The 25,404-nt window shown below is 61.2% G+C and carries 11 protein-coding genes; 7 read left to right on the forward strand and 4 right to left on the reverse strand.

The features are described 5' to 3' along the window. Nucleotides 1-161: 161 nt before the first annotated feature. Complete coding sequence (locus AB4O11_RS28440) at nucleotides 162-13,160, reverse strand: non-ribosomal peptide synthetase (RefSeq protein ID WP_460129665.1); 12,999 nt, start codon at nucleotides 13,158-13,160, stop codon at nucleotides 162-164. Nucleotides 13,161-13,530: 370 nt separating this feature from the next. Between AB4O11_RS28440 and AB4O11_RS28445 the strand changes: the two genes are divergently transcribed. Next, on the forward strand, nucleotides 13,531-14,085 hold the full coding sequence (locus tag AB4O11_RS28445) for an RNA polymerase factor sigma-70 (protein ID WP_093435057.1): 555 nt from the start codon (nucleotides 13,531-13,533) through the stop codon (nucleotides 14,083-14,085). A gap of 134 nt (nucleotides 14,086-14,219) precedes the next feature. Here AB4O11_RS28445 and AB4O11_RS28450 read toward each other — a convergent pair whose 3' ends face one another. The 3 genes from AB4O11_RS28450 to AB4O11_RS28460 all read right to left on the reverse strand — a co-directional run bounded on the left by AB4O11_RS28450 (nucleotide 14,220) and on the right by AB4O11_RS28460 (nucleotide 16,834). Beyond that, nucleotides 14,220-15,233, reverse strand: coding sequence for a GNAT family N-acetyltransferase (locus AB4O11_RS28450; RefSeq protein ID WP_320337677.1), 1,014 nt, complete (start codon nucleotides 15,231-15,233; stop codon nucleotides 14,220-14,222). A gap of 87 nt (nucleotides 15,234-15,320) precedes the next feature. Then, the gene (locus tag AB4O11_RS28455; protein WP_093435061.1) at nucleotides 15,321-16,118 is read right to left on the reverse strand and encodes a substrate-binding periplasmic protein; all 798 of its coding nucleotides are present in this window, start codon (nucleotides 16,116-16,118) and stop codon (nucleotides 15,321-15,323) included. A 92-nt stretch (nucleotides 16,119-16,210) separates the two neighbouring features. Further along, nucleotides 16,211-16,834, reverse strand: a complete 624-nt coding sequence (locus AB4O11_RS28460) for a TetR/AcrR family transcriptional regulator (RefSeq protein ID WP_093435063.1) — start codon at nucleotides 16,832-16,834, stop codon at nucleotides 16,211-16,213. Nucleotides 16,835-17,018: 184 nt separating this feature from the next. On the opposite strand from AB4O11_RS28460, the gene AB4O11_RS28465 reads away from it, so the two are divergent. The 6 genes from AB4O11_RS28465 to AB4O11_RS28490 all read left to right on the forward strand — a co-directional run bounded on the left by AB4O11_RS28465 (nucleotide 17,019) and on the right by AB4O11_RS28490 (nucleotide 25,360). Continuing rightward, nucleotides 17,019-18,803: an acyclic terpene utilization AtuA family protein gene (locus tag AB4O11_RS28465; protein WP_460129668.1), complete on the forward strand. Its 1,785-nt coding sequence runs from the start codon at nucleotides 17,019-17,021 to the stop codon at nucleotides 18,801-18,803. A gap of 12 nt (nucleotides 18,804-18,815) precedes the next feature. Then, nucleotides 18,816-19,685 carry an SDR family oxidoreductase gene (locus AB4O11_RS28470; protein WP_460129671.1) on the forward strand — a complete coding sequence of 290 codons (870 nt, stop codon included), beginning with the start codon at nucleotides 18,816-18,818 and terminating at the stop codon, nucleotides 19,683-19,685. A 3-nt stretch (nucleotides 19,686-19,688) separates the two neighbouring features. Next, a complete protein-coding gene (gene atuC, locus AB4O11_RS28475; RefSeq protein WP_460129673.1) occupies nucleotides 19,689-21,305 on the forward strand; it encodes a geranyl-CoA carboxylase subunit beta in 1,617 nt (538 codons plus the stop codon). 30 nt (nucleotides 21,306-21,335) lie between these two features. Continuing rightward, nucleotides 21,336-22,493 (forward strand): citronellyl-CoA dehydrogenase, encoded by a 1,158-nt coding sequence (gene atuD / locus AB4O11_RS28480; RefSeq protein WP_186620625.1) that lies wholly within the window; start codon nucleotides 21,336-21,338, stop codon nucleotides 22,491-22,493. Beyond that, a complete protein-coding gene (locus AB4O11_RS28485; protein ID WP_460129675.1) occupies nucleotides 22,490-23,287 on the forward strand; it encodes an enoyl-CoA hydratase/isomerase family protein in 798 nt (265 codons plus the stop codon). Before atuD ends, AB4O11_RS28485 begins: the two co-directional genes overlap by 4 nt. Nucleotides 23,288-23,398: 111 nt before the next feature. After that, a complete protein-coding gene (locus AB4O11_RS28490) occupies nucleotides 23,399-25,360 on the forward strand; it encodes an acetyl/propionyl/methylcrotonyl-CoA carboxylase subunit alpha (RefSeq protein ID WP_460129677.1) in 1,962 nt (653 codons plus the stop codon). Nucleotides 25,361-25,404: the final 44 nt, after the last annotated feature.

Here is a 25,404-nt window from a genome sequence, read left to right on the forward strand (position 1 = left end):
GAGCTGCCGGTTGCTGGTCGTCAACCTTGGAGATGATGCGGTTTGTGTTGCTGCTACTGACGCCTTCGCGAGCAAGCTCGCTCCCACATTGGTTCTGCTTACACAGTACTGAGTGTGGGAGCGAGCTTGCTCGCGAAAGGGCCAGTGCAGACACTAGAGAATCAGAGGCCCTCCAGCTCCGCCATCAGATCATTCAACCGATCAACCTTCTCCTCGGTGATATCACTCGCCGCCAGTCCATCGATGTACTCAGCCAACTCCTCCACCGTGCTGCACTCGAACATCGCTCGCAGCGGCACATCGCGCTGCAGGGTTTTCTGCACCCGCGAGGCGATCTGCGTGGCCAGCAACGAATGCCCGCCCAGCTCGAAGAAGTTGTCGCGTACACCGACCTTTTCGACCTTCAGCACCTCAGCCCAAATATCAGCCAACGTCTGTTCAAGATCATTGCGCGGGGCCAGATAATCCTCGCTCTGCAACTGGCCGATCTCCAGCGCCGGCAAGGCTTTGCGATCGAGCTTGCCGTTGGCGTTCAGCGGCATTTGCTCGAGCCACAACCAGTGCAGCGGCACCATGTACTCTGGCAGTTCGGCGCGCAGGCGCTGCTTGATCCGCTCCAGGCGTTCGCTCGGATTGAGTGCTGAATCGGCCGCAACCAGATAACCGACCAAGTGTTTACCGTTGACGCCCTCCTGCACAGCGACCGCGCCATCGCGCACTTCCGGCTGTTCATGCAGGCGCGCTTCGATCTCACCCAGCTCGATGCGATAGCCGCGAATCTTCACTTGGTGATCGACCCGGCCAACGTACTCCAGCACACCGTCGCTGCGACGCCGCGCCAGGTCACCGGTGCGATACAGACGCTCGCCCGGCGCACCGAACGGGTTCGGCACAAACACCGGCGCGGTGCGCAGCGGATCGCTGACATAGCCGCGCCCGACGCCGGTCCCGGCAACACACAACTCACCCACCGCGCCCAACGGCACCAGTTCCAGCGCACCATCGACCAGATAGAGCAAGTTGTTGTCGGTCGGCGTGCCGATCGGCAAGTAACTGCCGCGCGTCGACGCCATGTCGACACGGAAGAACGCCACGTCGTCCGAGCACTCCGCCGGACCGTACGCGTTGACCAAACCAATGTCCGGATAACGCCGCAGCCATTGGTGCGCCAGCTCCGGCGGCATTGCTTCACCGGTCGGCAGCATCCAGCGCAAGCCATCAAGACTCAGACGCTCCGAGGCGAGCATGCCTTGAATCAGCGATGGCACACTCTCCAGCACGGTGATGCCCTGCGCTTGCACATGCACCAGCAAACCTTGCGGATCGTGGGCGATGGTGTTCGGCACGATGTCCACTCGCGCTCCGAACAACGGCGCGGCAAGGAACTGCCAGACCGAAATATCGAAGCTTTGCGAAGCGGTCTGCGCAATCACATCGGCCTCGCTCAGTTGCAGATACGGCACCTTGCTCAACTGGTTATTGAGCATGCCGCGCTGTTCGACCATTACGCCTTTCGGCAGGCCGGTCGAACCCGAGGTGTAGATCACGTAAGCGAGGTTGTCCGGGCCGCTGTAAATGCCGAGGTTCTGCGCCGCTGTCGCTGCCGCTTGAATCTCTTCCCAGACCAACAAGCGCGGGCGATTGGCGCAGCTGAATTCATCCAGCAAGGTCTGCGCCTGTTCAAAGCATGCTTTGGAGCAGACCAGCACCGGCGTGCGGCTCAATTCGATGATGCGTTGCAGACGCTGGCTCGGCAGGCCCGGATCCAGCGGCAGATAACCCGCGCCAGCCTTGAAGCTGCCGATGATCATGCCGAGCAGATCGAGATTGCGTTCGCCGAGCAAGGCCACCGGTTGATCCATCTGCACACCGGCGGCGACCAGTGCATGGCCGAGACGGTTGGCATTGTGGTTCAGCTCGGCATAGCTCTGTTGCTGATCCAGGCAACTGGCGGCGATGCGCTGCGGATGCGCGACAACCTGCGCTTCAAACAGCGCCACGTAGCTCTGCTCCAGCGGATAATCGTGGGCACTCTGGTTGCAACCGTGCAGCAGAAAGTCCTGTTCCTCTGTGCCTAGCAGCGGCAGATCGGCCATGTCGCCATGGAAGCCATCGACCAGCGCCAGCAGCAGACGTTTGAACTCGCCGAGCATGCGCTCGATGGTCGATTCGTCGAAATAACGCTGGTCGTACGACAGGTGCAGACCGAGGTCATCGCCCGGGTAACACACCGCCGTCAGCGGGAAGTTGGTGTGGGTACGGCCTGAATCCGAGGTCGCATTCAGGCTCTGCGCACGGTCCAGTACCGAGACTTCCACCGGGGCATTCTCGAAGACGAACAGGCTGTCGAACAGCGGCTGGCCTTTCGGCAATTCGCTTTGTTCCTGAATGTTCACCAGCGGCAGGTATTCGTACTCGCGCAGTTGCATGTTGCTGTCGAGCAAACCACTGAGCCACTGACGCACGCTGCTGCGCTGATCGTCCCCGGGCATTTTCACCCGCAGCGCGATGCTGTTGATGAACAGACCGACGGTGCGTTGCATCTCCGGCATGTCCACCGGACGCCCGGCCACGGTGACGCCGAAGAGCACGTCACGATCACCGCTTAGGCGCCGCAGGACCAAGGCCCACGCCGCTTGGGCGAAGGTGTTGATGGTCAGTTGATGCGCCTGCGCCAGTTCCCGCAGACGCGCACCGTCCTCGACATTGAGGCGGGTGTAGCGGTCGCCGACGACCATGCCGCCGCTTTCACCGGCATGTTCACGCAGGAATGGACGGTCGCTCGGAATCGGCGTGGTGCGCTCGAACCCTTGCAGGTTCTGCTGCCACCACTGCCGCGCTTCGGCGAGGCTCTGGCGTTGCAGCCAGCCGATGTAATCGCGGTAACGCGGTGGTACGGCGAGTTGCGCTTCACGACCCTCACCCAGCGCGGTGTAAATCTCGAAGAAGTCGTTCATCAGCAACGAGCGGCACCAGGCATCGATGAGGATGTGGTGGTTGCTCATCATGAACCAGTAACGCGACGCGCCGACCTTGATCAGGCGCAAGTGGAACGGCGCCTGATTGAGCAGATCGAAACCGGCCTCGCGCTCGCGTTGCAGCAGCGCTTGCAGCTTCGGTTCCTGCTCGATTTCAGCGATGGCGCTCCAGTCCAGATATTCGATTGGCGTACGACCCGGCGTATGAATCACTTGCAGCATGTCTTCGCCAACGTTCCAGCAGAACGAGGCACGCAGCGCTTCGTGACGGGCGACCACCGCTTGCCAGGCCTGAGCGAAACGCTGCGGGTCGAGTTCGCTGTTGATGCGGTAGCGATCCTGCATGTAGTACAGGCCGGTGCCCGGTTCGAGCAAGGTGTGCAGCAACATGCCTTCCTGCATCGGCGTCAGCGGATAGACGTCTTCGATGTACGCGGCCGGCACCGGCAAGGCATCGAGTTGCGCCTGAGTCAGCCTGGCCAGCGGGAAGTCCGATGGCGTCAGGCCGCCGGCCTCGTCTTGCAGGCAATGGGCGATCAGGCTTTGCAGCTCACCGAGGTAAGCGTCAGCCAGATCGTTGATGGTCTGCGCGTCATAACGCTCGGCGCTGAAGGTCCAGCGCAGGAGCAATTCACCGCCGTAAACCTGGCTGTCGATGCTCAACTCGTTGGGCAATGGCGCCTGCGGATCGTGCGCGGCACCGACCGGCTCGTCCAGCGGACGGAACAGCGCATCGCTGCCGAAGCTCTGGTCGAACTGGCCGAGGTAGTTGAAGGTAACCGGCGCCTGCGGCAGCGCGGCCATGCTGCGCTGGCTGAGGTCATCGGCGAGATAACGCAGCACGCCATAACCCAGACCTTTATGCGGCACGGCGCGCAGTTGTTCTTTGATCGCCTTGATCGAAGCGCCCTGCCCGGCGGCTTCTTCGATGTTGTGCGGGGTCAGACGCAGCGGGTAAGCGCTGGTGAACCAGCCGACGGTGCGGGTCAGGTCGATCTCGTCGAACAGGGTTTCGCGGCCGTGGCCTTCCAGTTGAATCAGCGCCGACGGTTGACCGCTCCAGCGGCACAACACTCGGGCCAACGCCGTCAACAGCAGGTCATTAACCTGCGTGCGATAGGCCGCCGGAGCCTGTTGCAACAACTGTTTGGTGTGCTCGGCATCGAGGCGCACGCTGACGGTTTGTGCGTGACGATTCTGCTGGCCGCCCTGTGGATTTTCGCAGGGCAGATCAGCGTTCGGCCCAGCCAGGTGGGTCTGCCACCAGTCGAGTTCTTCGCGCAGTGATTCGCTGCCGGCGTAGGCCTGCAAACGCGCCGCCCAGTCCTTGAAAGAGCTGGTTTTCGCCGGCAGTTTTACCGCTTGTTCGGCGTCGAGTTGGCGATACACGGTTTGCAGATCATCGAGCAGAACGCGCCACGACACGCCGTCGACCACCAAGTGATGAATCGCGATGAACAGGCGTTGCTGACCTTCAGGGCCGTCAACCAGCAGGGCACGCAACAACGGGCCTTGTTCAAGATCGAGACTGCGCTGGGCATCAGCGAACAGTGCTTCACACTTGTCCATCGAGGTCACGCGCACTTGCCACAACACCACCGCATCGGAGACCGGTTGATGCGTCGCTTGCCATTGGCCGTCGGCCTCGGTGAAGCGCAGACGCAAGGCGTCATGCTGCTCAATCACCGCCAGCAGCGCCTGCTCCAGTCGATGCGGTTCCAGTGCCACAGTTGGCTCCAGCAACAACGCTTGGTTCCAGTGCTGACGTTCCGGGATTTCCGTGTCGAAGAACCAATGTTGAATCGGCGTCAGGGCCGATTCGCCAGCCACCAGGCCTTGCTCGGCCGTCACCTGCTCGGTACGACTGGCCACAGCGGAGAGGGTTTGCACGGTCTGATGCTGGAACAGATCACGCGGGCTGAAATGAATGCCTTGCTGACGCGCACGGCTGACCACTTGGATCGACAGAATCGAGTCGCCACCGAGTTCGAAGAAGTTGTCGTTGAGGCCGACCTGCTCGACGTTGAGCACCTCGCACCAGATCTGCGCCAGGGTCTGCTCCAGTTCGTTACTCGGCGCGACGTAGTCCTGACGATTCAACTCAGGATCGGGCGCCGGCAAGGCGCGACGGTCGAGTTTGCCGTTGGCGGTCAGCGGCATGCTCGCCAGCAGAATCAGGTGAGTCGGCACCATGTAATCCGGAAGTTGTGCCTTGAGGTGCGATTTCAGGGCTTCGCGCAGTTCAGCCTGACGGGTTTCACTTTGCTCAGCAACCTCGGTGACGAGATAGCCAACCAGTTGCTTGCCGCTTGGGGCATCCAGTGCGAGCACCACGGCTTCACGGATCGAATCGTGATCGAGCAGACGCGTTTCGATTTCGCCCAGTTCGATACGGAATCCACGGATTTTCACCTGATGGTCGATTCGTCCCAAATACTCCACCAAACCATCGGCACGCTGGCGCACCAGGTCGCCGGTGCGATACATGCGCCCGCCATCGGTGGCGAATGGGTCAGCGACAAAACGCTCGGCGGTAATGCCCGGACGGTCGTGATAGGCCTGGGCCAGACCGGCGCCGCCGACGAACAATTCACCGGTTGCACCTTGCGGTACCAATGCCAGATCGGCGTCGAGAATGTACGCCACGCGTGCGCCAATCACGCTGCCGATCGGCACACTGCCGGCACCCTCTTCCAGCACCTCCGGCGCCAGACTGGCCAGGGGCATGACCACGGTTTCGGTCGGGCCGTAGGCATTGAAGAACATTGCCGGTTGGAACGCCGCGCGAATCCGTTGCAGGTGTTCACCGGTCAGCGCTTCGCCGCCGGTGATGATCATCCGCACCGGCAAGATTTCGTTTTGCGTCGAGAGGAACTGCGCCAACTGGCTGCCGTAGCTCGGGGTAAAACCAAGCACGTTGATTTTATGCGTGCGGATCAAGCCGCAGATTTCTTCCGCGTCCCACTGACCCTGCGCACGCAACACCACCTGCGCGCCACTGAGCAACGGCACCAACAGGCGCTCGGTCGCCGCGTCGAAGTTGATCGAATAGAAATGCAGTTCGCAGTCGTCGGGGCGCATGGCAAACCGCTCGATCACGGCTTGGCAGTGCATGGCGATTTCGCCGTGGGAGACCACCACGCCTTTTGGTTTACCGGTCGAACCCGAGGTGTAAATCAGGTACGCCTGATGCTGCGGCAGGCTGATAAACGGCAGCTCGCGGGCCGGGTAAGCGGCGAGTGCCGCGCTGTCTTCTTCCAGACACCAGCGCGCCACACTTGGCGGCAGATCGCCAAGGGCTTTGAACATGGCGCGATCACTGAGCAGCAGGCCGATGCGGCTGTCTTCGATCATGTAATGCAGACGGTCGAGCGGGTATTCCGGGTCCAGCGGCACATACGCACCGCCAGCCTTGAGAATCGCCAGCAAGCCAATGACCATCTCCAGCGAACGCTCCAGCGCCAGACCCACGCGCACTTGGGGGCCGACCCCGCGCTCACGCAAGGCCCAGGCCAGACGATTGGCGCGGGCGTCGAGTTCGGCGTAGCTCAGGGTCTGCCCGGCGAAGGTCAGGGCCGGCGCGTCTTTGCGGGCCAGCGCCTGTTCGGCGAACAGGTGATGAATGCACTGATCGAGACGATGCTCGCCCGACTCGATGCCGAGGCTGTCGAGCAGGTGCTGTTGCTCAGGCGCATCGAGCAGCGGCAATTCACTGAGGCGCTGCTGCGGATCGGCGATCAGCGCTTCGAGCAGATTGCGCCAATGCTTGGCCATGCGCGCGATGGTCGGCTCGTCGAACAGATCGGTGCTGTAAGTCAGGCAGCAACCGAGGCGATGGTCGAGGTCGGTGACTTCCAGGTTGAGGTCGAACTTGGTCGCTCGTGCATCGTTGGCCAGGTACTCGACGGTCATGCCAGCGAGCATGCGGCTCTGCTGGAATTCCCAGCGCTGCACGTTGCACATCACCTGAAACAGCGGGTTGTACGCAGCGCTGCGCGGCGGTTGCAAGGCTTCAACCAGATGATCGAATGGCAGATCCTGATGCGACTGGCCTTCGATCACGGTGTGACGCACCTGCTCGAACAGTTCGCCGACCGACATCATGCCGTCGAGCTGGCAACGCAGCACTTGGGTGTTGAGGAACGCACCGATCAACCCTTCACTTTCCGGGCGAATGCGGTTGGCCACCGGCGCGCCAATGCGCAGATCGGTCTGGCCGCTATAGCGGTAAAGCAGCGTCGCGAGTGCGGCGGTCATGGTCATGAACAGGGTCAGACCGTTTTGCGCATTGAACGCACGAACCCGCGCGGCGAGGTCGTCGCTGAGGTCGAAACGGAACAGCTCACCCTGATGGCTTTGCACTGGGGGACGCGGACGGTCCCCCGGCAATTCCAGCAGCGGATGTTCACGACCGAGTTGCGCGGTCCAGTAGTCGAGTTGGCGCTGACGCTCGCCGGATTCCAGCCAGTTGCGTTGCCAGACGCTGTAGTCGAGGTACTGCACCGGCAGCGGCTCAAGCGGCGAATCACGGTCATCGACAAAGGCTTCGTACAGCGCACTGAGTTCCCGGGCGAAAATATCCATCGCCCAGCCTTCGGTGACGATGTGGTGCAGAGTCAGGACAAAGTAATGTTCGTGCTCGGCAGTCTTCACCAGACAGGCGCGCAGCAGCGGGCCGGTTTCCAGATCGAACGGCAGATGCGCTTCGTCATCGGCCAGTTGCTGAACCTTTTGCTCACGCACATCGGCGGCAAGTTTTGAGAAATCCTTCCAGCCCATGCGCACACCGGTTTCGCCATGCACTTGTTGGCGGGCGACGCCGTCGACGCTCGGGAAGGTGGTGCGCAGGGTTTCGTGGCGCAGGATCAGCGCTTGCAACGCGGCCTCGAAACGCTCGACATGCAGGACACCACGCAGACGCGCCATGCCGCCGACGTTGTAGGCCGGGCTGTCCGGTTCCATCTGCCAGAGAAACCACATGCGCTGTTGCGAGTAAGACAACGGTACCGGTTGGCTGCGATCAACCTTGTCAATTGGCGGCTGTTTGTTGGTGCGGCCGCTGATCTGGATCAAGCGGATTTGCTCGGCGAAATCTCCGAGTTCGCTGTGCTCGAACAAGGCACGCAACGGCAGTTCGACGTCGCAGGCCTGACGGCTGCGCGAGATGATTTGCGTGGCCAGCAGCGAGTGGCCGCCGAGGGCGAAGAAGTCGTCGCGCAGGCCGACTTGAGGCAGCCCGAGCACTTCACGCCAGATCGCGGCGATCTGCTGTTCCAGTTGAGTCACCGGTTCGACGTGTTCGCGCACTTGCCAATGCGGCTCGGGCAAGGCGCGGCGGTCGAGTTTGCCGCTGGGGCTCAGGGGCATGGCATCCAGACGCATCAGTTGCGTCGGGACCATATATTCCGGCAGCTCGGCGGCCAGCGCGGTTCTCAGCCGGGTGATTTGCTCGTCAGGATTTTCACTGGCATCGGTCGCGGCAAAGTAGCCGATCAGCTGCGCACCGGCAGCGGTTTCGCGCACCAGCACCACGGCTTGGGCGACGCCGTCCTGGGCGAGCAAGCGTGCTTCGATTTCTTCCGGTTCAACGCGGAAGCCACGCAGTTTGACTTGCTGATCGAGGCGGCCGAGGTATTCGATCACGCCATCGGATGTCCAGCGCGCGCGGTCGCCGGTGCGGTACAACCGGGCGCCCTGCTCGCCCAATGGATCGACCACAAAGCGTTCAGCGGTCATCGATGGACGACCAAGGTAACCACGAGCCAGGCCGATGCCGCTGATGCACAATTCACCCGGCACACCGGCCGGCAGCGGATTGAGATCGGCGTCGAGCACGCGGCAGATCACGTTGCCCAGCGGACGACCGATCGGCGAGCGCTCACCATCGGCAGTGGTGCAATGCCAGTGGGTGACGTTGATCGCGGTTTCAGTCGGGCCGTAACGGTTGTGCAATTGCACCGCCGGCAGTTGCGCGAGGATGCGGTTGCGCAGTTCGGCGGGCAGCGCTTCGCCGCCGGAGAACACCCGGCGCAGGCTGGTGCATTCGGCGCTCAGTGGTTCGTCGATGAACAGCGCGAGCAGCGGCGGTACAAAGTGCAGCGTGGTCACGCCATAGGCCTGAACCAGCTGGGCGATGCGATGCGGATCGCGATGTTCGCCGGGGCCGGCAATCAACAGACGCGCGCCGGTGATCAGTGGCCAGAAGCATTCCCACACCGACACGTCGAAACTGATCGGTGCCTTTTGCATCAGCACATCGGTTTCATCGAGGCGGTAGGTGTTCTGCATCCATTGCAGACGCTCGGCCAGTGCCGCGTGGGTGTTGCCGACGCCTTTCGGCTGGCCGGTGGAACCCGAGGTGTAAATCACATAGGCGAGATTATCACCGTGCAGGTGCAGACCCGGTGCCTGGCTCGGCCAGTTTTCCAGGTGCAGCGCGTCCATGGCGATCACGCTGACGCCGTCGCTGGCCGGCAAGCGGCCGAGCAATTCGGTCTGGGTCAGCAGCAGTTCGACGCCGCTGTCGCGGAGCATGTAAGCCAGACGATCGGCCGGGTAATCCGGGTCCAGTGGCACATAGGCGCCGCCGGCCTTGATGATCGCCAGCAAGCCGATCAGCAGTTGCGGCGAACGCTCGGCAGCGATGGCCACGCAGACATCCGGGCCGACGCCTTTGTCGCGCAGGTAATGCGCGAGGCGGTTGGCTTGCGCGTGCAATTCGGCAAAGTCGAGGCTGCCGCCGTCCCACACCAGCGAGGTGCGTTCCGGGGTCAGACGCGCCTGTTCGTTGAGCAGTTCTGGCAGCCATTGTTGCGCCGGGGTGCATGGCGCAACGCCCCAGTGCTGTTGCTGATCGTGCTCAGTGGCGGTCAGCAGTTGCAGATCACCGATGGCTTGCTCCGGACGTTCGCAGACGTCGCGCAACAGGTTGCTGAAATGCTCGGCCAGACGCTCGATGGTCGCCACATCGAACAGTTCGCTGGCGTAGTCGAACGACAGGGTCAGGCGACCGTTGCGGTCTTCTTCGCTGTGCAATTGCAGGTCGAACTTGGCTTCGCGGCTGTGCCACGGCAGTTCTTCGGCGAGCAGACCCGGCAGACGTTTGAGCGCACTCAGATCACGTTGCTGGTGGTTGAACATGACCTGAAACAGACCTTGTTCGCGGGCCTGCGGGAAGGCTTCGAGGAGTTGTTCGAAGGGCAGATCCTGATTCGCCTGGGCACCGAGTGCGGCGTTGCGGGCCTGGGCCAACAGCGCAACGAATGACAGGCGCGAATCGATCTCTGCTCGCAGCACTTGGGTGTTGATGAAGAAGCCGATCAGGCCCTGGGTTTCCAGGCGTGGACGGTTGGCATTCGGTACGCCGATGCGGATGTCGCGCTGACCGCTGTAGCGATGCAGCAGGCTCTGGAATGCCGCGAGCAACAGCATGAACGGGGTCGATTGCTGAGCCTGTGCCGTGTTACGGAGCGCATCGCTGAGGCTCGCGCCCAGACGCACGGTGTGGCGTGCGGCGCTGTGAGTTTGCTTGGCGGAGCGTGGGTAATCGGTGGCCAGTTCCAGCGCTGGATGCTCGTCGCCCAACTGCGCTTTCCACCAGGCCAGTTGCCGCGCGCTCTCGCCTTGCGCCAGCCATTGACGCTGCCAGCTGCCGTAGTCGGCGTACTGGGTTGGCAATGGCGCGAGGTTGGCCGTCAGCCCTTGCGAAGCGGCGGCGTACAGGCGCGAGAATTCATCGATCAGTACGTTCAGCGACCAGCCGTCGGCAATGATGTGGTGCAGCGTCACCAGCAATTGGTGATCTTCGTCGTCGAGACGCACCAGCGTCACCCGCAGCAGCGGACCTTTTTCCAGGTCGAACCGGGTGCGTGCTTCGTCTTCGCGGATTTGTTGCGCATGGGCCTCGCGCTCAGGCGCCGGCAAGTCGCTGATGTCGATCAGTTGCAGGTTGAATTTGGCGCCGACAGTCACTTGTTGCAGGGCCACGCCGTCGCGCTCGAAGAAACGCGTGCGCAGGGATTCGTGGCGTTCGATCAGTTGCTGGAAGCTGGCACGCAAAGCGTCTTCGTCCAGTTCGCCACGCAAACGCAGGGCACCGGGAATGTTATAGGCGCTGCTCTGTGGGTCGAGTTGCCAGGTGATCCACAAACGGTTTTGCGCCAGCGATTGCGGCATCGGCTCGCTGCGCGACAACGCGGTGATTGCACCTTGGGCGCTGCCGCCGTCCTGCTGCTGTTGCGCAACGGCTGCGGCGAACGCTGCCAGGGTCGGTGCTTCGAACAACAGGCGCAGGTTCAGCTCAAGCGCGAGTTCTTCACGCACGCGGGCGACCACTTGCGTAGCGGCGATCGAGTTGCCGCCGAGCAGGAAGAAGTGGTCGTCGGCATTGACCTGTTTGACGTTGAGTTGCTCAGCCCAGATCTTGCCGATCAAGCCTTCAAGTTCTGAGGCGCTGGTGACTGCATCCTGGCTTTCAACGGTGTTCGACGGGAACACCGCGTAGCTGTCGAGGCTGCCATCGGCCAGACGATTGCGGCACGCCGAGCGCTGCAATTTGCCACTGGAAGTTTTCGGCAAGGCGCCGGGATTAAGCAGCACCACCACGCTCGGGGCTTCCTGACAAGCCTCAGCCACGGCTTGGCGAATGGCTTTGATCAATGCCTCCGGCGGGAGGATTTTCTGCACGCTGCGGCTGATTTCCGCCGCGATGCCGATGCCCTCCTCGCCATCCTGATTGACCGCAAATGCAGCGACGCGACCCTTGCGCACCACTTCCACTTCGTTCTCGACCGTTTTTTCGATGTCCTGTGGATACAGGTTGTGGCCGCGCACGATCAGCATGTCTTTCAGGCGTCCGGTGATGAACAGCTCCGCGTCGCGCATGAAGCCCAGGTCGCCGGTGCGCAGCCAGGTGCGGCCGGCGTGCTGGACGAAGGTCTTGGCGCTCGCTTCAGGATTGCGCCAGTAGCCGTGGGCGATGCTCGGGCCTGCGGCCCAGACTTCGCCGACTGCGTTGTCGGCGAGTTCAACGAGTGTGTTCGGCTCGACGATCAACACCGCGTGTTCCGGCTGGCTGATACCACAACTCATGATTGGGCTGCCATCGCCCGGCTCGGCGCGGTTTTGTGCCAGCGCCTGATCGTCCACGCGCAGTGCCGGAATACCGGTGCCGCGCGGGGTGCCGGCGACGAACAGCGTGGCTTCGGCCAAACCGTACGAGGCCATGAAGCTGTGCTCACTGAAACCGCATGCGGCGAACTTCTCGGCGAAGCGCTCAAGGGTGTCGAGACGGATTGGCTCGGAACCGGAATAGGCCACGCGCCAGCGACTCAGATCGAGACGTTCCAGCGCCGACTCGCTGACCCGTTCGCTGCACAAGCGATAGGCGAAGTCCGGCCCGCCGCTGATGGTGCCGCCGTATTCGCTGATCGCCTCCAGCCAGCGCAATGGCCGACCGAGGAAGTACGCCGGCGACATCAGAATGCATGGCACGCCGCTGAAAATTGGCTGCAGCAGACCACCGATCAAACCCATGTCGTGGTACAGCGGCAGCCAGCTGACGATCACATCGTCAGGGTTCACGTCGATGCCGAAACCGTGACGGATCAGGAGTTCGTTGGCGACCAGATTGCCGTGGCTGACTTGCACGCCTTTGGGCAGTGCAGTCGAACCGGAGGTGTATTGCAGGAAAGCGATGTGGTCTTGCGGCAGGCTCGGTTCAACCCAGTTTTGCGCCAGTGTCTTGTCGAGAGTGTCGACACACAACAACGGCGGCGCACCCTCGATCTGCTGCAAGGCGTCGCACAGGTCGGCGCTGGTCAGCAGCAGACGCGGTTCGGCGTCGGCAATGATCGACAGCAAACGCTCCTGATGGTGACGGCGCGCGGATTCCGGCGGATAGGCCGGCACTGCGATCACGCCGGCGTAAAGGCAACCGAAAAATGCCGCGACGTAATCCGGACCGCTGGGAAACAGCAATACCGCGCGGTCACCGAAGGCAGCCTCGGCTTGCAGCGCTGCCGCAATGGTGCGTGCGCGCTCATCCAGCTCACGATAACTGAGTACCACAGCCTGCTCTTCGTTTTCGGCGAGAAAACGCAAGGCCAGTCGATCCGGCGTCAGGGCCGCGCGGCGCTGGAGGGCTTGGACCAGGGTGCTGGGAAGTTCGAACGCGTCGGTCATGAGGTTTCCTGCCTGAATTCGGCTTGCTAATGGAATCGGGTTTGCTGCGTCACGCCCCTCGAAGGGCATGCAGGGCGCGGTCTGTGCCGACCACGCAAGGCTGCGGAATGTGGTGTGGCCGGGGTTGTGCGCCCGGAACCATTCACCAATGAGAACGGATGACGTCTTGAAATAATTAGTCGGCGGGCAGGAGCGCCAATGCGGCCGGGGTGCGGCGGCATGTCGCAGTTCTCAGAACGCACTTTTGTAGCGCATTACTTCTCTTTCTCAATTGACAATCATTATCATTCAACATAATTTGTCGCTCGATGTGTAGGACGCCCCTCCTCCAAGGCGCCCCACGAACCTATTTGGCAGCAAGGTGATTTCCATGACGGAACAAGTATCCACAAGCAAGTGCGATTCACCGCTACTTCATGCATTCGTCGACAATCGACTGATTCTGGTCAAGATTGCAGCCCGCATTACCGGCTGCCGTTCGCGCGCCGAAGATGTGGTGCAGGATGCGTTTTTCCGACTGCAATCGGCGCCACCGATCACGTCGTCGATCAAGGCTCAACTGAGCTATCTGTTCCAGATCGTGCGCAACCTCGCCATCGATCACTACCGCAAACAGGCGCTTGAGCAGAAGTACTCCGGCCCTGAAGAGGAAGGGCTGAATGTGGTCATCCAGGGTGCTTCGCCGGAAACCTCGCATATCAATTTCTCGACCCTGGAAAACATCGCCGACGCGCTGACCGAACTGCCCAGCCGCACGCGCTATGCGTTCGAGATGTACCGCCTGCACGGCGTGCCGCAAAAGGACATTGCCAAGGAACTGGGTGTTTCGCCAACCCTGGTCAACTTCATGATTCGTGATGCACTGGTGCACTGCCGCAAGGTGTCGGGCAGTCGGCGGGATGCGGTGATTGCGGCTCGTCGCTAGGATCTGAATTCGGCGTCAAGCCATTCGCGAGCAAGCTCGCTCCCACATTAGATCTGCGTATGCAGAAACCATGTGGGAGCGAGCTTGCTCGCGAAGACGGACTCAAAATCACAAAGATCCTGAGCCCGATCAGCTCACGCCAACCTGCACCGATCAAAAAATCGCTCACGCCCCAACATCATCAGCGCCGCGCGCTTGTGCGGGAAGTCGAACTCTTTCTCACAGTGAAAACACTGATTCTGCATATGGCCGATCATCTTCGCGTTGTCGGCCCGTGGCTCGGCGACCACCCGCTGAGTGCGCGGATCATCGAGAAACAGGTAATGCACCAGCGCCGATAACCAGCTCGCCACTTTATGCGGGCCACGGTGCTCTTCCTCGCCGACCAGCATGTGAATACCGCGATCGTAGTTGTCGGCATCGTAGAACGGCGCGATGCGATCTTCCTTGGCCCAGTAGGCTTCGAAATAGGCAAACGGCTGATCATCGAAACAGCCAATCAGCGTCAGCGTATGCGGGTCAGCATCGAGCTTGCTCAGGTATTCGCGATGCTTCTCGAGGCTGCCCTCTTCCTGCCAGAAACTGGCGACGCGCGGGCTGTTCTGCCAGCGGTTGAAGCGCGCCAGGTCTGCTTCGATCTCTACAGTGCGCAGGGAAATCCACGCACCAAGGCGGGCATCGAAACGCCGATACACTTCACCGCGCGGTTTGACTGGCCGCAGCGGATGACGTTTACCTTGGCTGATGACCATTTGCTGCGGATAGCTGCCCGTCAGCGAAGTCCCAAGCCAAGGTTGCGGCAATTGCCAGAACAGCGTGCGCTCGCAGCGATATTCGCCAGCCACTTCGGTGCTCACCAGCAAGCCACTGAGCAACGCTTCGGTCGGTGGCTGATCGAGTTGCCAGGTCAATTGCCGGCACGCCGGATCCCGCGCGAACAGCCAGTAACAGGCTGCCCACAACGCCTGCCCGGGCGGCAACGCAAAACGCTCATCGATCTGGATCGGCCCCTTTACGTCTTGATCGAGGCGCAAGCGGATCAGCGGTTGTCCGTCCAGGCTCAGGCTCAGACGGCTTTCGCTGACATCAGCGATCAGTTGACTGCCCGCAGGCAAGGCCAGGGAAGTCAGGTCATTCAGATTGGACATGGGTCGGGCTCACGATAATCGTCGACAGTTCAACGATGGGACGTGATCCGGGAGGGAAAATTTAGGCTTTGCCCGAAAATCGGTGCCTCAGTGGTGAGGCACCGGCACTACGGCAATCTTGTACGGATCGAAAATCTTCAGCATTTCACCGTTGTCGCGCAAACCCTGCAACAACTTGCCAAACGCCGCGCCGGTGATCGGCGCGGTCGGACGAAGAATCGCGTAATGGTGATAGACCTGATCGATGCGCTGCGACACCAGCAACTCGTCGCGCACTTTTTCGTTACGCAGCAGGTAATCGAACAGATAGGAACGGGTCACCAAGGCAACATCGGCGCGCCCGCGCAGCACCATCAGCAGGTTGCTGTCGTGGGAATAGGTCAGCGTGGCGTTGTAATTCTGTGCGAGGTATTTCGGGTCAGCGTTGAAGTTGGCGAACTCGTAGTGATAACCGCTGAACAGAGCCAGGCGCTTGCCAGTGAGGTCGGCGAAATAATTCTGCTGCCGGCCATCTTCGCGTTGTGCGACGAAAATTTCCGCATCCTCAAGGCCCATGTCGACATCTGTGTGGGGAATTTCCTTCCAGCCCCAATCGGGATTCTCGAAAATTGCCATGTCGATCCGGCCCTGCTTGAAGTCACCGAAACGCCGGGGAATCGAGGTGGGCACGAGGACGAACTGATAATCGCTTTGCAGGCGATTAAGGGCCTCGACCAATTGCGGCAGAAGGCCTGTGTCGGCACCGTTTTCCGGGCGAACGGTGTAAGGCGGAAAATGCGCCGCGCCGACCCGGACCAATTGCGCTGCCTGAGCGGGCAATACCCAAAATGCAGCCAGCGCTGCGAGCATCAAGCCCGCGGCCGTCCGAATTGGCAAAGACTTCAAAACACCCCACTCCCCGAAAAAATACCGATCAATGCATTCAAGCTAGGCGGTTTCGCCCAGTTAGCCAGTTTCCCGGCCGGATAGAAAGTGCTTCAACGCGCTTCGAGGACCAGAATCAGCGCCTCGTCGGCCAACTGATCGAGGCTCAAACTGCCGCCGGCACGGAACCAGGTGGTCGTCCAGGACAGTGCGCCAGTGAGGAAACGTCGGGTAATAAATACATCGCCACGGATAAATCCTGCGTCCTTGGCCTCACCCAGCACTTGCAGCCAGATGTCCTCGTAGACATCGCGCAGTGCCAGCACTTTGGCCTGGCCTTCTTCGGACAGCGAACGCCATTCGTAAACCAGCACTGCCATGGCTTCACCGCTGCCGCCCATGATTGACTGCAGTTCGCAGCGAATCAGCGCCAGCACGCGTTCGCGCACATTGGCCGCATCGGCCAGGGCTGCCCGCATTAACGCGGTGTTGTAGCGGATGGTTTCTTCCATCACCGCCCGGAGGATTTCATCCTTGCTTTTGAAGTGATGAAAAATGCTTCCCGACTGGATGCCGACGGCGCCGGCCAAATCGCGCACCGTGGTACGTTCGTAGCCTTTGTTGCGGAACAGGTGAGCGGCCACTTGCAGCAATTTGCCGCGGGCGCTGTCAGGGTCGGTCAATTGGCCTTCATCAACCAAATCGCGCATGACCCTCAGGGCTTTTTGCTCGTCCACCCGTTCTCTCCTACAGTCGATCAGTCTGTTGCCCCCTGAAACCGCAGGGTTGCGCGCAATTTAAGCCGCCAGCGGCAACCAAGCAAGCGCTTGGGCAGAAGATAGTTTCAACTGTTTACAAACCAAGCGCTTGCTTGGTAGCCTCAGGACACTTCTGTCGCAGGTTGCTGAGTCGGAGATAAAAATGCCCACCACCGTTCGCATCGGATGCGCCAGTGCATTCTGGGGAGATACGTCCACCGCCGCCGCGCAACTGGTGGAGGGCGGCAAGCTGGATTATCTGGTGTTCGATTACCTGGCCGAGATCACAATGTCGATCATGGCCGGGGCACGCATGAAGGACCCGCAGGCGGGGTTTGCCGGCGACTTCATCGACGTGCTGACACCACTGCTGCCGCAACTGGCCGAGCAGAACATCCGCGTGATCAGCAATGCCGGCGGGATCAATCCGCAAGCCTGCGCCGCCGCCCTGCAAGCGGTCTGCGACAAGGCCGGCGTCGCACTGAAAATCGCCGTATTACTGGGCGATGATCTGCAACCACAGCTCAAACAGCTCAGCGGCATCACCGAAATGTTCAGCGGCGCCCCGCTGCCGCTAATGTGCGTGTCGACCAACGCCTACCTTGGCGCGCCGGGCATTGTCGAAGCGCTGCGCCTGGGGGCCGACATTGTCATCACTGGGCGCGTGGTCGACAGCGCGGTGGTCAGTGCGGCGCTGGTGCATGAATTCGGCTGGTCATGGCACGACTACGACAAACTCGCCCAGGCTGCGCTCGCCGGGCACATCATCGAATGCGGCGCGCAATGCACCGGCGGCAATTTCACCGATTGGCGCGAAGTGCCGGATTACGAGCACATCGGCTTTCCGATCGTGGAAGTCAGCGCCGACGGCCAGTTCATCGTCAGCAAGCCCGAAGGCAGCGGCGGACTGGTCACACCGCTGACCGTCGGCGAGCAAATGCTTTATGAAATCGGCGATCCGCAGGCCTATCTGTTGCCCGACGTGGTCTGCAATTTCACCGAGGTCAAACTTCAGCAACAAGGCAAGAATGCCGTGCACGTCCACGGCGCCAAAGGCCTGCCACCAAGCGATAAATACAAGGTCAGCGCCACCTACCCGGAAGGGTTTCGTTGCACCGCCAGTTGCCTGATCGCCGGTATCGATGCAGTGGAAAAAGCGCAGCGGGTCAGTCAGTCGATCATCGACAAGACTTCGCAAATGTTCAGCCAGCGCGGCTGGGTGCCCTACAGCGAAATCAACATCGAACTGCTCGGCAGCGAAGCCACCTACGGCCCCCACGGCCAGCGCCGTGACAGCCGCGAAGTGGTGATCAAGCTCGCCGTGCGCCACCCGAGCAAACAGGCGCTGGTACTGTTCTCCCGGGAAATTGCCCAAGCCGCGACCGGCATGGCGCCGGGGCTGACCGGCATCATCGGCGGGCGGCCAACGGTGTATCCGCTGATTCGTCTGTTTTCATTCCTGATCGATAAAAGCGCCTGCACAGTACAGATCGACATGGCCGGTCAACGTTATCCATGCGCCCTGCCTTCGCTCAGCGCACTCGACAGCGCGGATTTGCCCCTGCCCCATCAGCCGCCCAAACCACAGGGCCGCGCCGATGCCAGTGTGGCGCTGGTGAAACTGGCCGTCGCGCGCTCCGGTGACAAGGGCAATCACAGCAACATTGGCGTGATGCCGCGCAAACCCGAATACCTGCCGTGGATCGCCGAAGCACTGACCCCGGCGGTGATCGTCGACTGGATGAGCCATGTACTCGATCCGATCCACGGCCGGGTCGAACGCTGGTATCTGCCCGGCACCCACAGCCTCAACTTTCTCCTGGAAAACGCCCTCGGCGGTGGCGGCGTGGCCAGTCTGCGCATCGATCCGCAAGGCAAAGCCTTCGCCCAGCAACTGTTGGAAATCCAGATCCCGGTGCCGCAGAGCATCGCCGAACAGCTCGACTAGAGGATTGTTTGCATGGCTTACGCGTCGATTTTCCACGCCGATCTGTTCAGCGACCAGACCATCATCGTCACCGGTGGCGGCAGTGGCATCGGTCGCTGCACCGCCCATGAACTGGCGGCCCTCGGCGCCAATGTGCTGCTGGTCGGGCGCAAGCCGGAGAAGCTGCAAAAGGTCACCGACGAAATCGCCGAGGACGGTGGCCGCGCGCACTGGAAGGCTTGCGATATCCGCGATGAAGAAGCGGTAAAACAGCTGGTCAGCGAATTGATTGCTGAACACGGACCGATCCAAGGTCTGGTCAACAATGCCGGCGGCCAGTACCCGTCGCCCTTGGCCTCGATCAATCAGAAAGGTTTCGAAACCGTGCTGCGCACCAACCTCGTCGGTGGTTTTCTGATGGCGCGGGAAGTGTTCAACCAGTCGATGAGCAAACACGGCGGCAACATCGTCAACATGCTCGCCGACATGTGGGGCGGCATGCCCGGCATGGGTCACTCTGGCGCGGCGCGGTCGGGCATGGACAACTTCACCAAAACTGCCGCGTTCGAATGGGGTTATGCCGGCGTGCGGGTCAACGCGGTGGCGCCGGGCTGGATTGCCTCCAGCGGCATGGACACTTACGAAGGCGCATTCAAAGCGGTGATTCCGACCCTGCGTGAACATGTGCCACTCAAGCGCATCGGCACCGAGTCGGAAGTCAGTGCGGCGATTGTTTTTTTGCTGAGCCCGGCCGCCGCATTTATCAGTGGCAGCACCTTGAAAATCGACGGCGCGGCCAGCCTCGGCAGCCGTGCATGGCCGTTGCACAAGGCGACCCACAGCGAGTCGTTCAACGGCTTTCACCGCGCCTATTTACCCGATGTGCTGAAGGACAAGGAGTAAGCCATGCCGCAGATCCAGTCCCGACTCGACCCGCACAGCGAAGCGTTTGCCCGCAACCGCTCGGCCATGCTCGCGGCGATCGAACATGTGCAGCAACTCGAACAGAGCCTGTTGAACAAGGCCACCGAAGCCAAAGCCGGGTTCGACAAGCGCGGGCAACTGCTGCCCCGTGAGCGCTTGAATCTGTTGCTCGATCCCGGCGCGCCGTTTCTCGAACTGGCCAGCCTCGCCGGCTACAAGTTGCACGACGACAAGGACGGCAGTTCCGCCGGTGGCGGACTGATCGCCGGTATCGGTTACGTCTGCGGCATTCGCGCGATGGTGGTGGCGAACAACAGCGCAATCAAGGGCGGGACGATCTCGCCCACTGGCCTGAAAAAATCCCTGCGCCTGCAACAGATCGCCCAGGAAAACAAACTCCCGGTGATCACCCTTGCCGAAAGTGGCGGCGCCAACCTCAATTACGCCGCCGAGATTTTTGTCGAAGGCGCGCGCAGTTTTGCCAATCAGGCGCGGATGTCGGCAATGGGTTTGCCGCAGATTACCGTGGTGCATGGTTCGGCCACGGCCGGTGGCGCCTATCAGCCGGGGCTGTCGGATTACGTGGTGGTGGTGCGCGGCAAGGCCAAGCTGTTTCTCGCCGGTCCGCCACTGCTGAAAGCGGCCACCGGCGAAGTCGCCACCGATGAAGAACTCGGTGGCGCCGAGATGCACGCACAGGTCGCCGGAACGGCTGAATACCTTGCTGAAAACGATGCCGATGGCGTGCGTCAGGTCCGTGAAATCCTCCGTATGTTGCCGTGGAACGAGCAACTGCCGTGGTTGCCGGAGCCGCAATACAAAGAGCCGCTCTACCCCATCGATGAATTGCTCGGGCTGATCCCCGACGATCCGAAAAAACCTTACGACGTGCGCGAAATCATCGCGCGCATTGCCGACGAATCCTGCTTCGTCGAATTCAAGGGCGAGTTCGATCAGCAAACTGTTTGCGGCCAGTTGAAGATTCAGGGCCGCGCCTGCGGGTTCATCGGCAACAACGGCCCAATCACACCCAACGGCGCGAGCAAAGCGGCGCAGTTCATTCAGTTGTGCGATCAGAGCCAGACGCCGCTGCTGTTCTTTCACAACACCACCGGTTTCATGGTCGGCACCGAATCCGAGCAGCAAGGCGTGATCAAACACGGCTCGAAACTGATTCAAGCGGTAGCCAATGCACGGGTGCCTAAACTGACGATGGTCGTCGGCGGTTCCTACGGTGCCGGCAACTATGCGATGTGCGGACGCGGACTCGATCCGCGCTTCATCTTCGCCTGGCCGAACAGCCGCACGGCGGTGATGGGCGGTGCGCAGGCCGGCAAAGTCTTGCGCATCGTTACCGAAGCCAAGCAGTTGAAGGACGGCCTGACGCCAGACCCGAAAATGCTCGACATGCTCGAACAAGTCACCGCGCAGAAACTCGACAGCCAGTCCACCGCTCTCTATGGCAGCGCCAACCTGTGGGACGACGGGCTGATCGATCCGCGCGACACGCGCACCCTGCTCGGCTACTTGCTGGACATCTGCCACGAGGCCGACATTCGCAAGCTGCAACCCAATAGCTTCGGCGTCAGCCGGTTCTGACCGCCACGGACCCTACGGAGAACAATAACAATGATCTTCACCCCGGAACACGAAGCCCTGCGCCGTACCGTCCGCCAATTTGTCGAGCACGAGATCAATCCGCACGTCGATGAATGGGAAAAGGCTGGACGCTTCCCGATCCACGAGATTTTCCGCCAGGCCGGCGACCTCGGTTTGCTGGGGATTTCCAAGCCGGAAAAATTCGGCGGCATGGGCCTCGATTACAGCTATTCGATTGTCGCCGCCGAAGAGTTCGGCACCATTCATTGCGGCGGCATTCCGATGTCGATCGGCGTGCAGACCGACATGTGTACGCCTGCCCTCGCCCGTTTCGGCTCCGATGAATTGCGCGAAGAGTTCCTGCGCCCGGCGATCACTGGCGAGCAGGTTGGTTGCATCGGCGTCTCCGAAGTCGGTGCAGGCTCCGACGTCGCCGGGCTGAAAACCACCGCGCGCAAGGACGGCGACGACTATGTGATCAACGGCAGCAAGATGTGGATCACCAACTCGCCGAGCGCCGATTTCATCTGCCTGCTGGCCAACACCTCGGACGACAAACCACACATCAACAAATCGCTGATCATGGTGCCGATGAACACGCCGGGGATCAGCCTCAGCTCGCACCTGGACAAGCTCGGCATGCGCAGCTCGGAAACCGCCCAGGTGTTTTTCGACAACGTGCGCGTGCCACAGCGCAATCGCATCGGCCATGAAGGCGCCGGGTTCATGATGCAGATGCTGCAGTTTCAGGAAGAACGCCTGTTCGGCGCGGCAAACATGATCAAGGGGCTGGAATATTGCGTCGACAGCACCATCGAGTACTGCAAGGAGCGCAAGACCTTCGGCAATGCACTGATCGACAACCAGGTCATCCACTTCCGCCTCGCCGAATTGCAGACCGAAATCGAATGCCTGCGCGCGCTGGTCTATCAGGCCACCGAGCAGTACGTGAAAGGCCAGGACGTCACGCGGCTGGCGTCGATGGCCAAGCTCAAGGCCGGGCGTCTGGGCCGTGAAGTCAGCGACAGCTGCCTGCAATATTGGGGCGGCATGGGTTTCATGTGGGACAACCCGGTGGCCCGCGCCTACCGCGATGTCCGGCTGGTATCGATTGGCGGCGGCGCCGACGAGATCATGTTGGGGATTATCTGCAAACTGATGGGCATCCTCCCGGGGAAAAAGAAATGAGCAGCCTGCCGCAATGTCAGACGCTGTTGCTGGAACTGCATGGCGGCGTGCTGCACATCACCCTCCATCGGCCGGACAGTCGAAATGCGATGAGCCTGCAGATGGTCAGCGAACTGCGCACGGTGCTGGCGGCTGTGCGTGATGACCGCGCTGTTCGGGCGTTGGTGCTCAGCGGTGCCGGCGGGCATTTCTGCGCCGGTGGCGATATCAAGGACATGGCCAGCGCTCGCGCTCAAGGCACCGAGGCTTATCGCGTTCTGAACCGGGCATTCGGCGCCCTGCTGGAAGAAGCCCAGCACACGCCGCAAGTGCTGATCACCGTGCTGCAAGGCGCGGTGCTCGGCGGTGGTTTCGGTCTGGCCTGTGTCAGCGACATCGCGATTGCCGATCATCAGGCGCAATTCGGTTTACCGGAAACCAGCCTCGGCTTGCTGCCGGCGCAGATTGCGCCGTTTGTGGTGCAGCGCATCGGCCTCACCGAAACCCGTCGACTGGCACTGACCGCCGCACGTTTCGATGGGCACCAGGCACGCCGTCTAGGGCTGGTGCATTTCGTCGAAGAGGATTCGCAGGCCTTGGCTGAGCGGCTGGATGAGGTGTTGCAACATGTGCTGTGTTGCGCGCCGGAGGCGAATGCCATGACCAAGAAATTGTTGTTGGCGAGTGCCGGGCAGCCTTCAAGTGAATTGCTCGATGAGGCGGCGCAGTGGTTTAGCGAAGCAGTGACTGGCGCCGAAGGTGTGGAGGGAACCATGGCTTTTGTGCAGAAGCGTAAACCTCGGTGGGCCACTTAAAAGCATCGCGAGCAGGCTCACTCCTACAGGGGAAATGCATTCCAGATGTAGGAGTGAGCCTGCTCGCGATGAGGCCATCACATTCACCGCCAAATACTCAGGAAGATCACCATGCCCGCCATCCACAAAATCCTGATCGCCAACCGCGGTGAAATCGCCTGCCGCATCCAGCGCACCGCCCAAGCCTTGGGCTATCGCACCGTCGCCGTCTTCAGCGATGCCGACGCCGATGCCCTGCACGTTCAGATGGCTGACCAAGCCGTTCGCATTGGTCCGCCCCCCGTTCAACAGTCATACCTCAACATCCCGGCGATCCTCGACGCCGCTCGCCGCAGCGGTGCTGACGCGATCCATCCCGGCTACGGCTTTCTTTCGGAAAACGCCGAATTCGCCCGCGCCTGCGAACAGGCCGGGCTGATCTTCATCGGCCCCAGCGTCGAAGCCATCGAATTGATGGGCAGCAAACGCCAGTCAAAAATCGCCATGCTCGAAGCGGGTGTGCCGTGCATCGCCGGTTATCAAGGCGCCGAACAGGACGACGCCACCCTGCTGCGAGAAGCCGAGCGAATCGGCTACCCATTGATGATCAAGGCCAGTGCCGGCGGTGGTGGGCGCGGCATGCGTCTGCTGCAAAATGCGGCTGATCTGCCGGCGCAACTGCGCACCGCGCGCTCCGAAGCATTGAACGCGTTCGGCAGCGACGAACTGATCCTCGAACAAGCGTTGATCGAGCCACGGCATGTCGAAGTGCAGCTGTTCGGCGATCAGCACGGCAACCTGATCTACCTGGGCGAACGTGACTGCTCAATTCAGCGTCGCCATCAGAAAGTCATCGAAGAAGCACCCTGCCCGGTGATGACCGCCGAGTTGCGTCAGGCCATGGGTGAAGCGGCATTGAAAGCCGGGCGCGCAGTGAACTATGTCGGCGCTGGCACCGTTGAGTTTCTGCTCGACACACGCGGCCAGTTCTACTTTCTGGAGATGAATACGCGTCTGCAAGTCGAGCACCCGGTAACTGAACTGATTACCGGGCTGGATCTGGTCGCATGGCAATTGCTCGTTGCCGAAGGTCAGCCGTTGCCGCTGACCCAGGATCAGGTTCAGCTCAACGGACATGCCATGGAAGTGCGGCTTTACGCCGAAGATCCCGCGCAAGACTTCCTGCCACAAACCGGCCGAGTGCAAGCCTGGGAACCGGCGCTGCAGCACGGTACGCGAATCGACCATGGTTTGCTTGAAGGGCAATCGGTCAGCCCGTTCTACGACCCGATGCTCGGTAAGCTGATCGCCTGGGGTGCGACTCGCGAGGAAGTCCGACGCAAACTGTTGCGCGCGGTACAGGACACGGTGCTATTGGGTGTACAGAGTAATCAGCGCCTGCTCGCCAGTCTGTTGCAACACCCGCAGTTCATCAGCGGCGACTTCAGTACTGCCTTCATCGCCCGGCACTTCAGTGATCACCCTTGCCTGCACCGCTCCATTCCGGATGCCGAGCAGTTGGCGATCGCGACGGTACTTTTCTATCAAACCAGCGCCCGCAGCCACCGCGCACCACTTAACGGCTGGCGCAATAACGCGAATGTGCCGCTGCATTATCGCCTCGGCCTCGACGATCAGACCTGGACCGTGCACCTACTCGCTGAGGCACACGGCGTGTTCAAAGTGCAGCTAGCCGACCGCACGCTTGAATTGAAACTTATCGACCACGATGCCCAGTCGGTCACGCTGGAAGTTGACGGTCTTCGTCAGCGCCACACCTACCGCCTGAATGACGAGCAACTCTGGTTGTTCTGCCATCCCGGCAGTCTGCACCTTGAGGATCGAACTCACGCCGTGATCGACAGTCAGACCAGCGTCAGCTCCGGCACCCTGAAAGCCCCCATGGACGGTGCCATCGTCGACGTACTGGTCAGCGAAGGTAGTCCGGTCAGTAAGGGTCAGTTGCTGGTGGTGCTGGAGGCAATGAAAATGGAGCACCCGCTCAAGGCCGGTATCGACGGCGTGCTCAAGCGGGTGCAGGTCAAGGTTGGCGATCAGGTAAAAAATCGTCAGGTTCTGTTGCAGATCGAGTAGTCAGCCACACGCCCGTGCGGGTTTTGACTACGCTCTGAGTTATC

The sequence above is a fragment of the Pseudomonas sp. H1_D05 genome, assembly GCF_054682705.1.

Coding starts and splice junctions, on each gene's coding strand:
- AB4O11_RS28440 (WP_460129665.1), bottom strand. CDS start 13,160: ATGACCGACGCGTTCGAACTTCCCAGCACCCTGGTCCAAGCCCTCCAG.
- AB4O11_RS28445 (WP_093435057.1), top strand. CDS start 13,531: ATGACGGAACAAGTATCCACAAGCAAGTGCGATTCACCGCTACTTCAT.
- AB4O11_RS28450 (WP_320337677.1), bottom strand. CDS start 15,233: ATGTCCAATCTGAATGACCTGACTTCCCTGGCCTTGCCTGCGGGCAGT.
- AB4O11_RS28465 (WP_460129668.1), top strand. CDS start 17,019: ATGCCCACCACCGTTCGCATCGGATGCGCCAGTGCATTCTGGGGAGAT.
- AB4O11_RS28470 (WP_460129671.1), top strand. CDS start 18,816: ATGGCTTACGCGTCGATTTTCCACGCCGATCTGTTCAGCGACCAGACC.
- atuC (WP_460129673.1), top strand. CDS start 19,689: ATGCCGCAGATCCAGTCCCGACTCGACCCGCACAGCGAAGCGTTTGCC.
- atuD (WP_186620625.1), top strand. CDS start 21,336: ATGATCTTCACCCCGGAACACGAAGCCCTGCGCCGTACCGTCCGCCAA.
- AB4O11_RS28485 (WP_460129675.1), top strand. CDS start 22,490: ATGAGCAGCCTGCCGCAATGTCAGACGCTGTTGCTGGAACTGCATGGC.
- AB4O11_RS28490 (WP_460129677.1), top strand. CDS start 23,399: ATGCCCGCCATCCACAAAATCCTGATCGCCAACCGCGGTGAAATCGCC.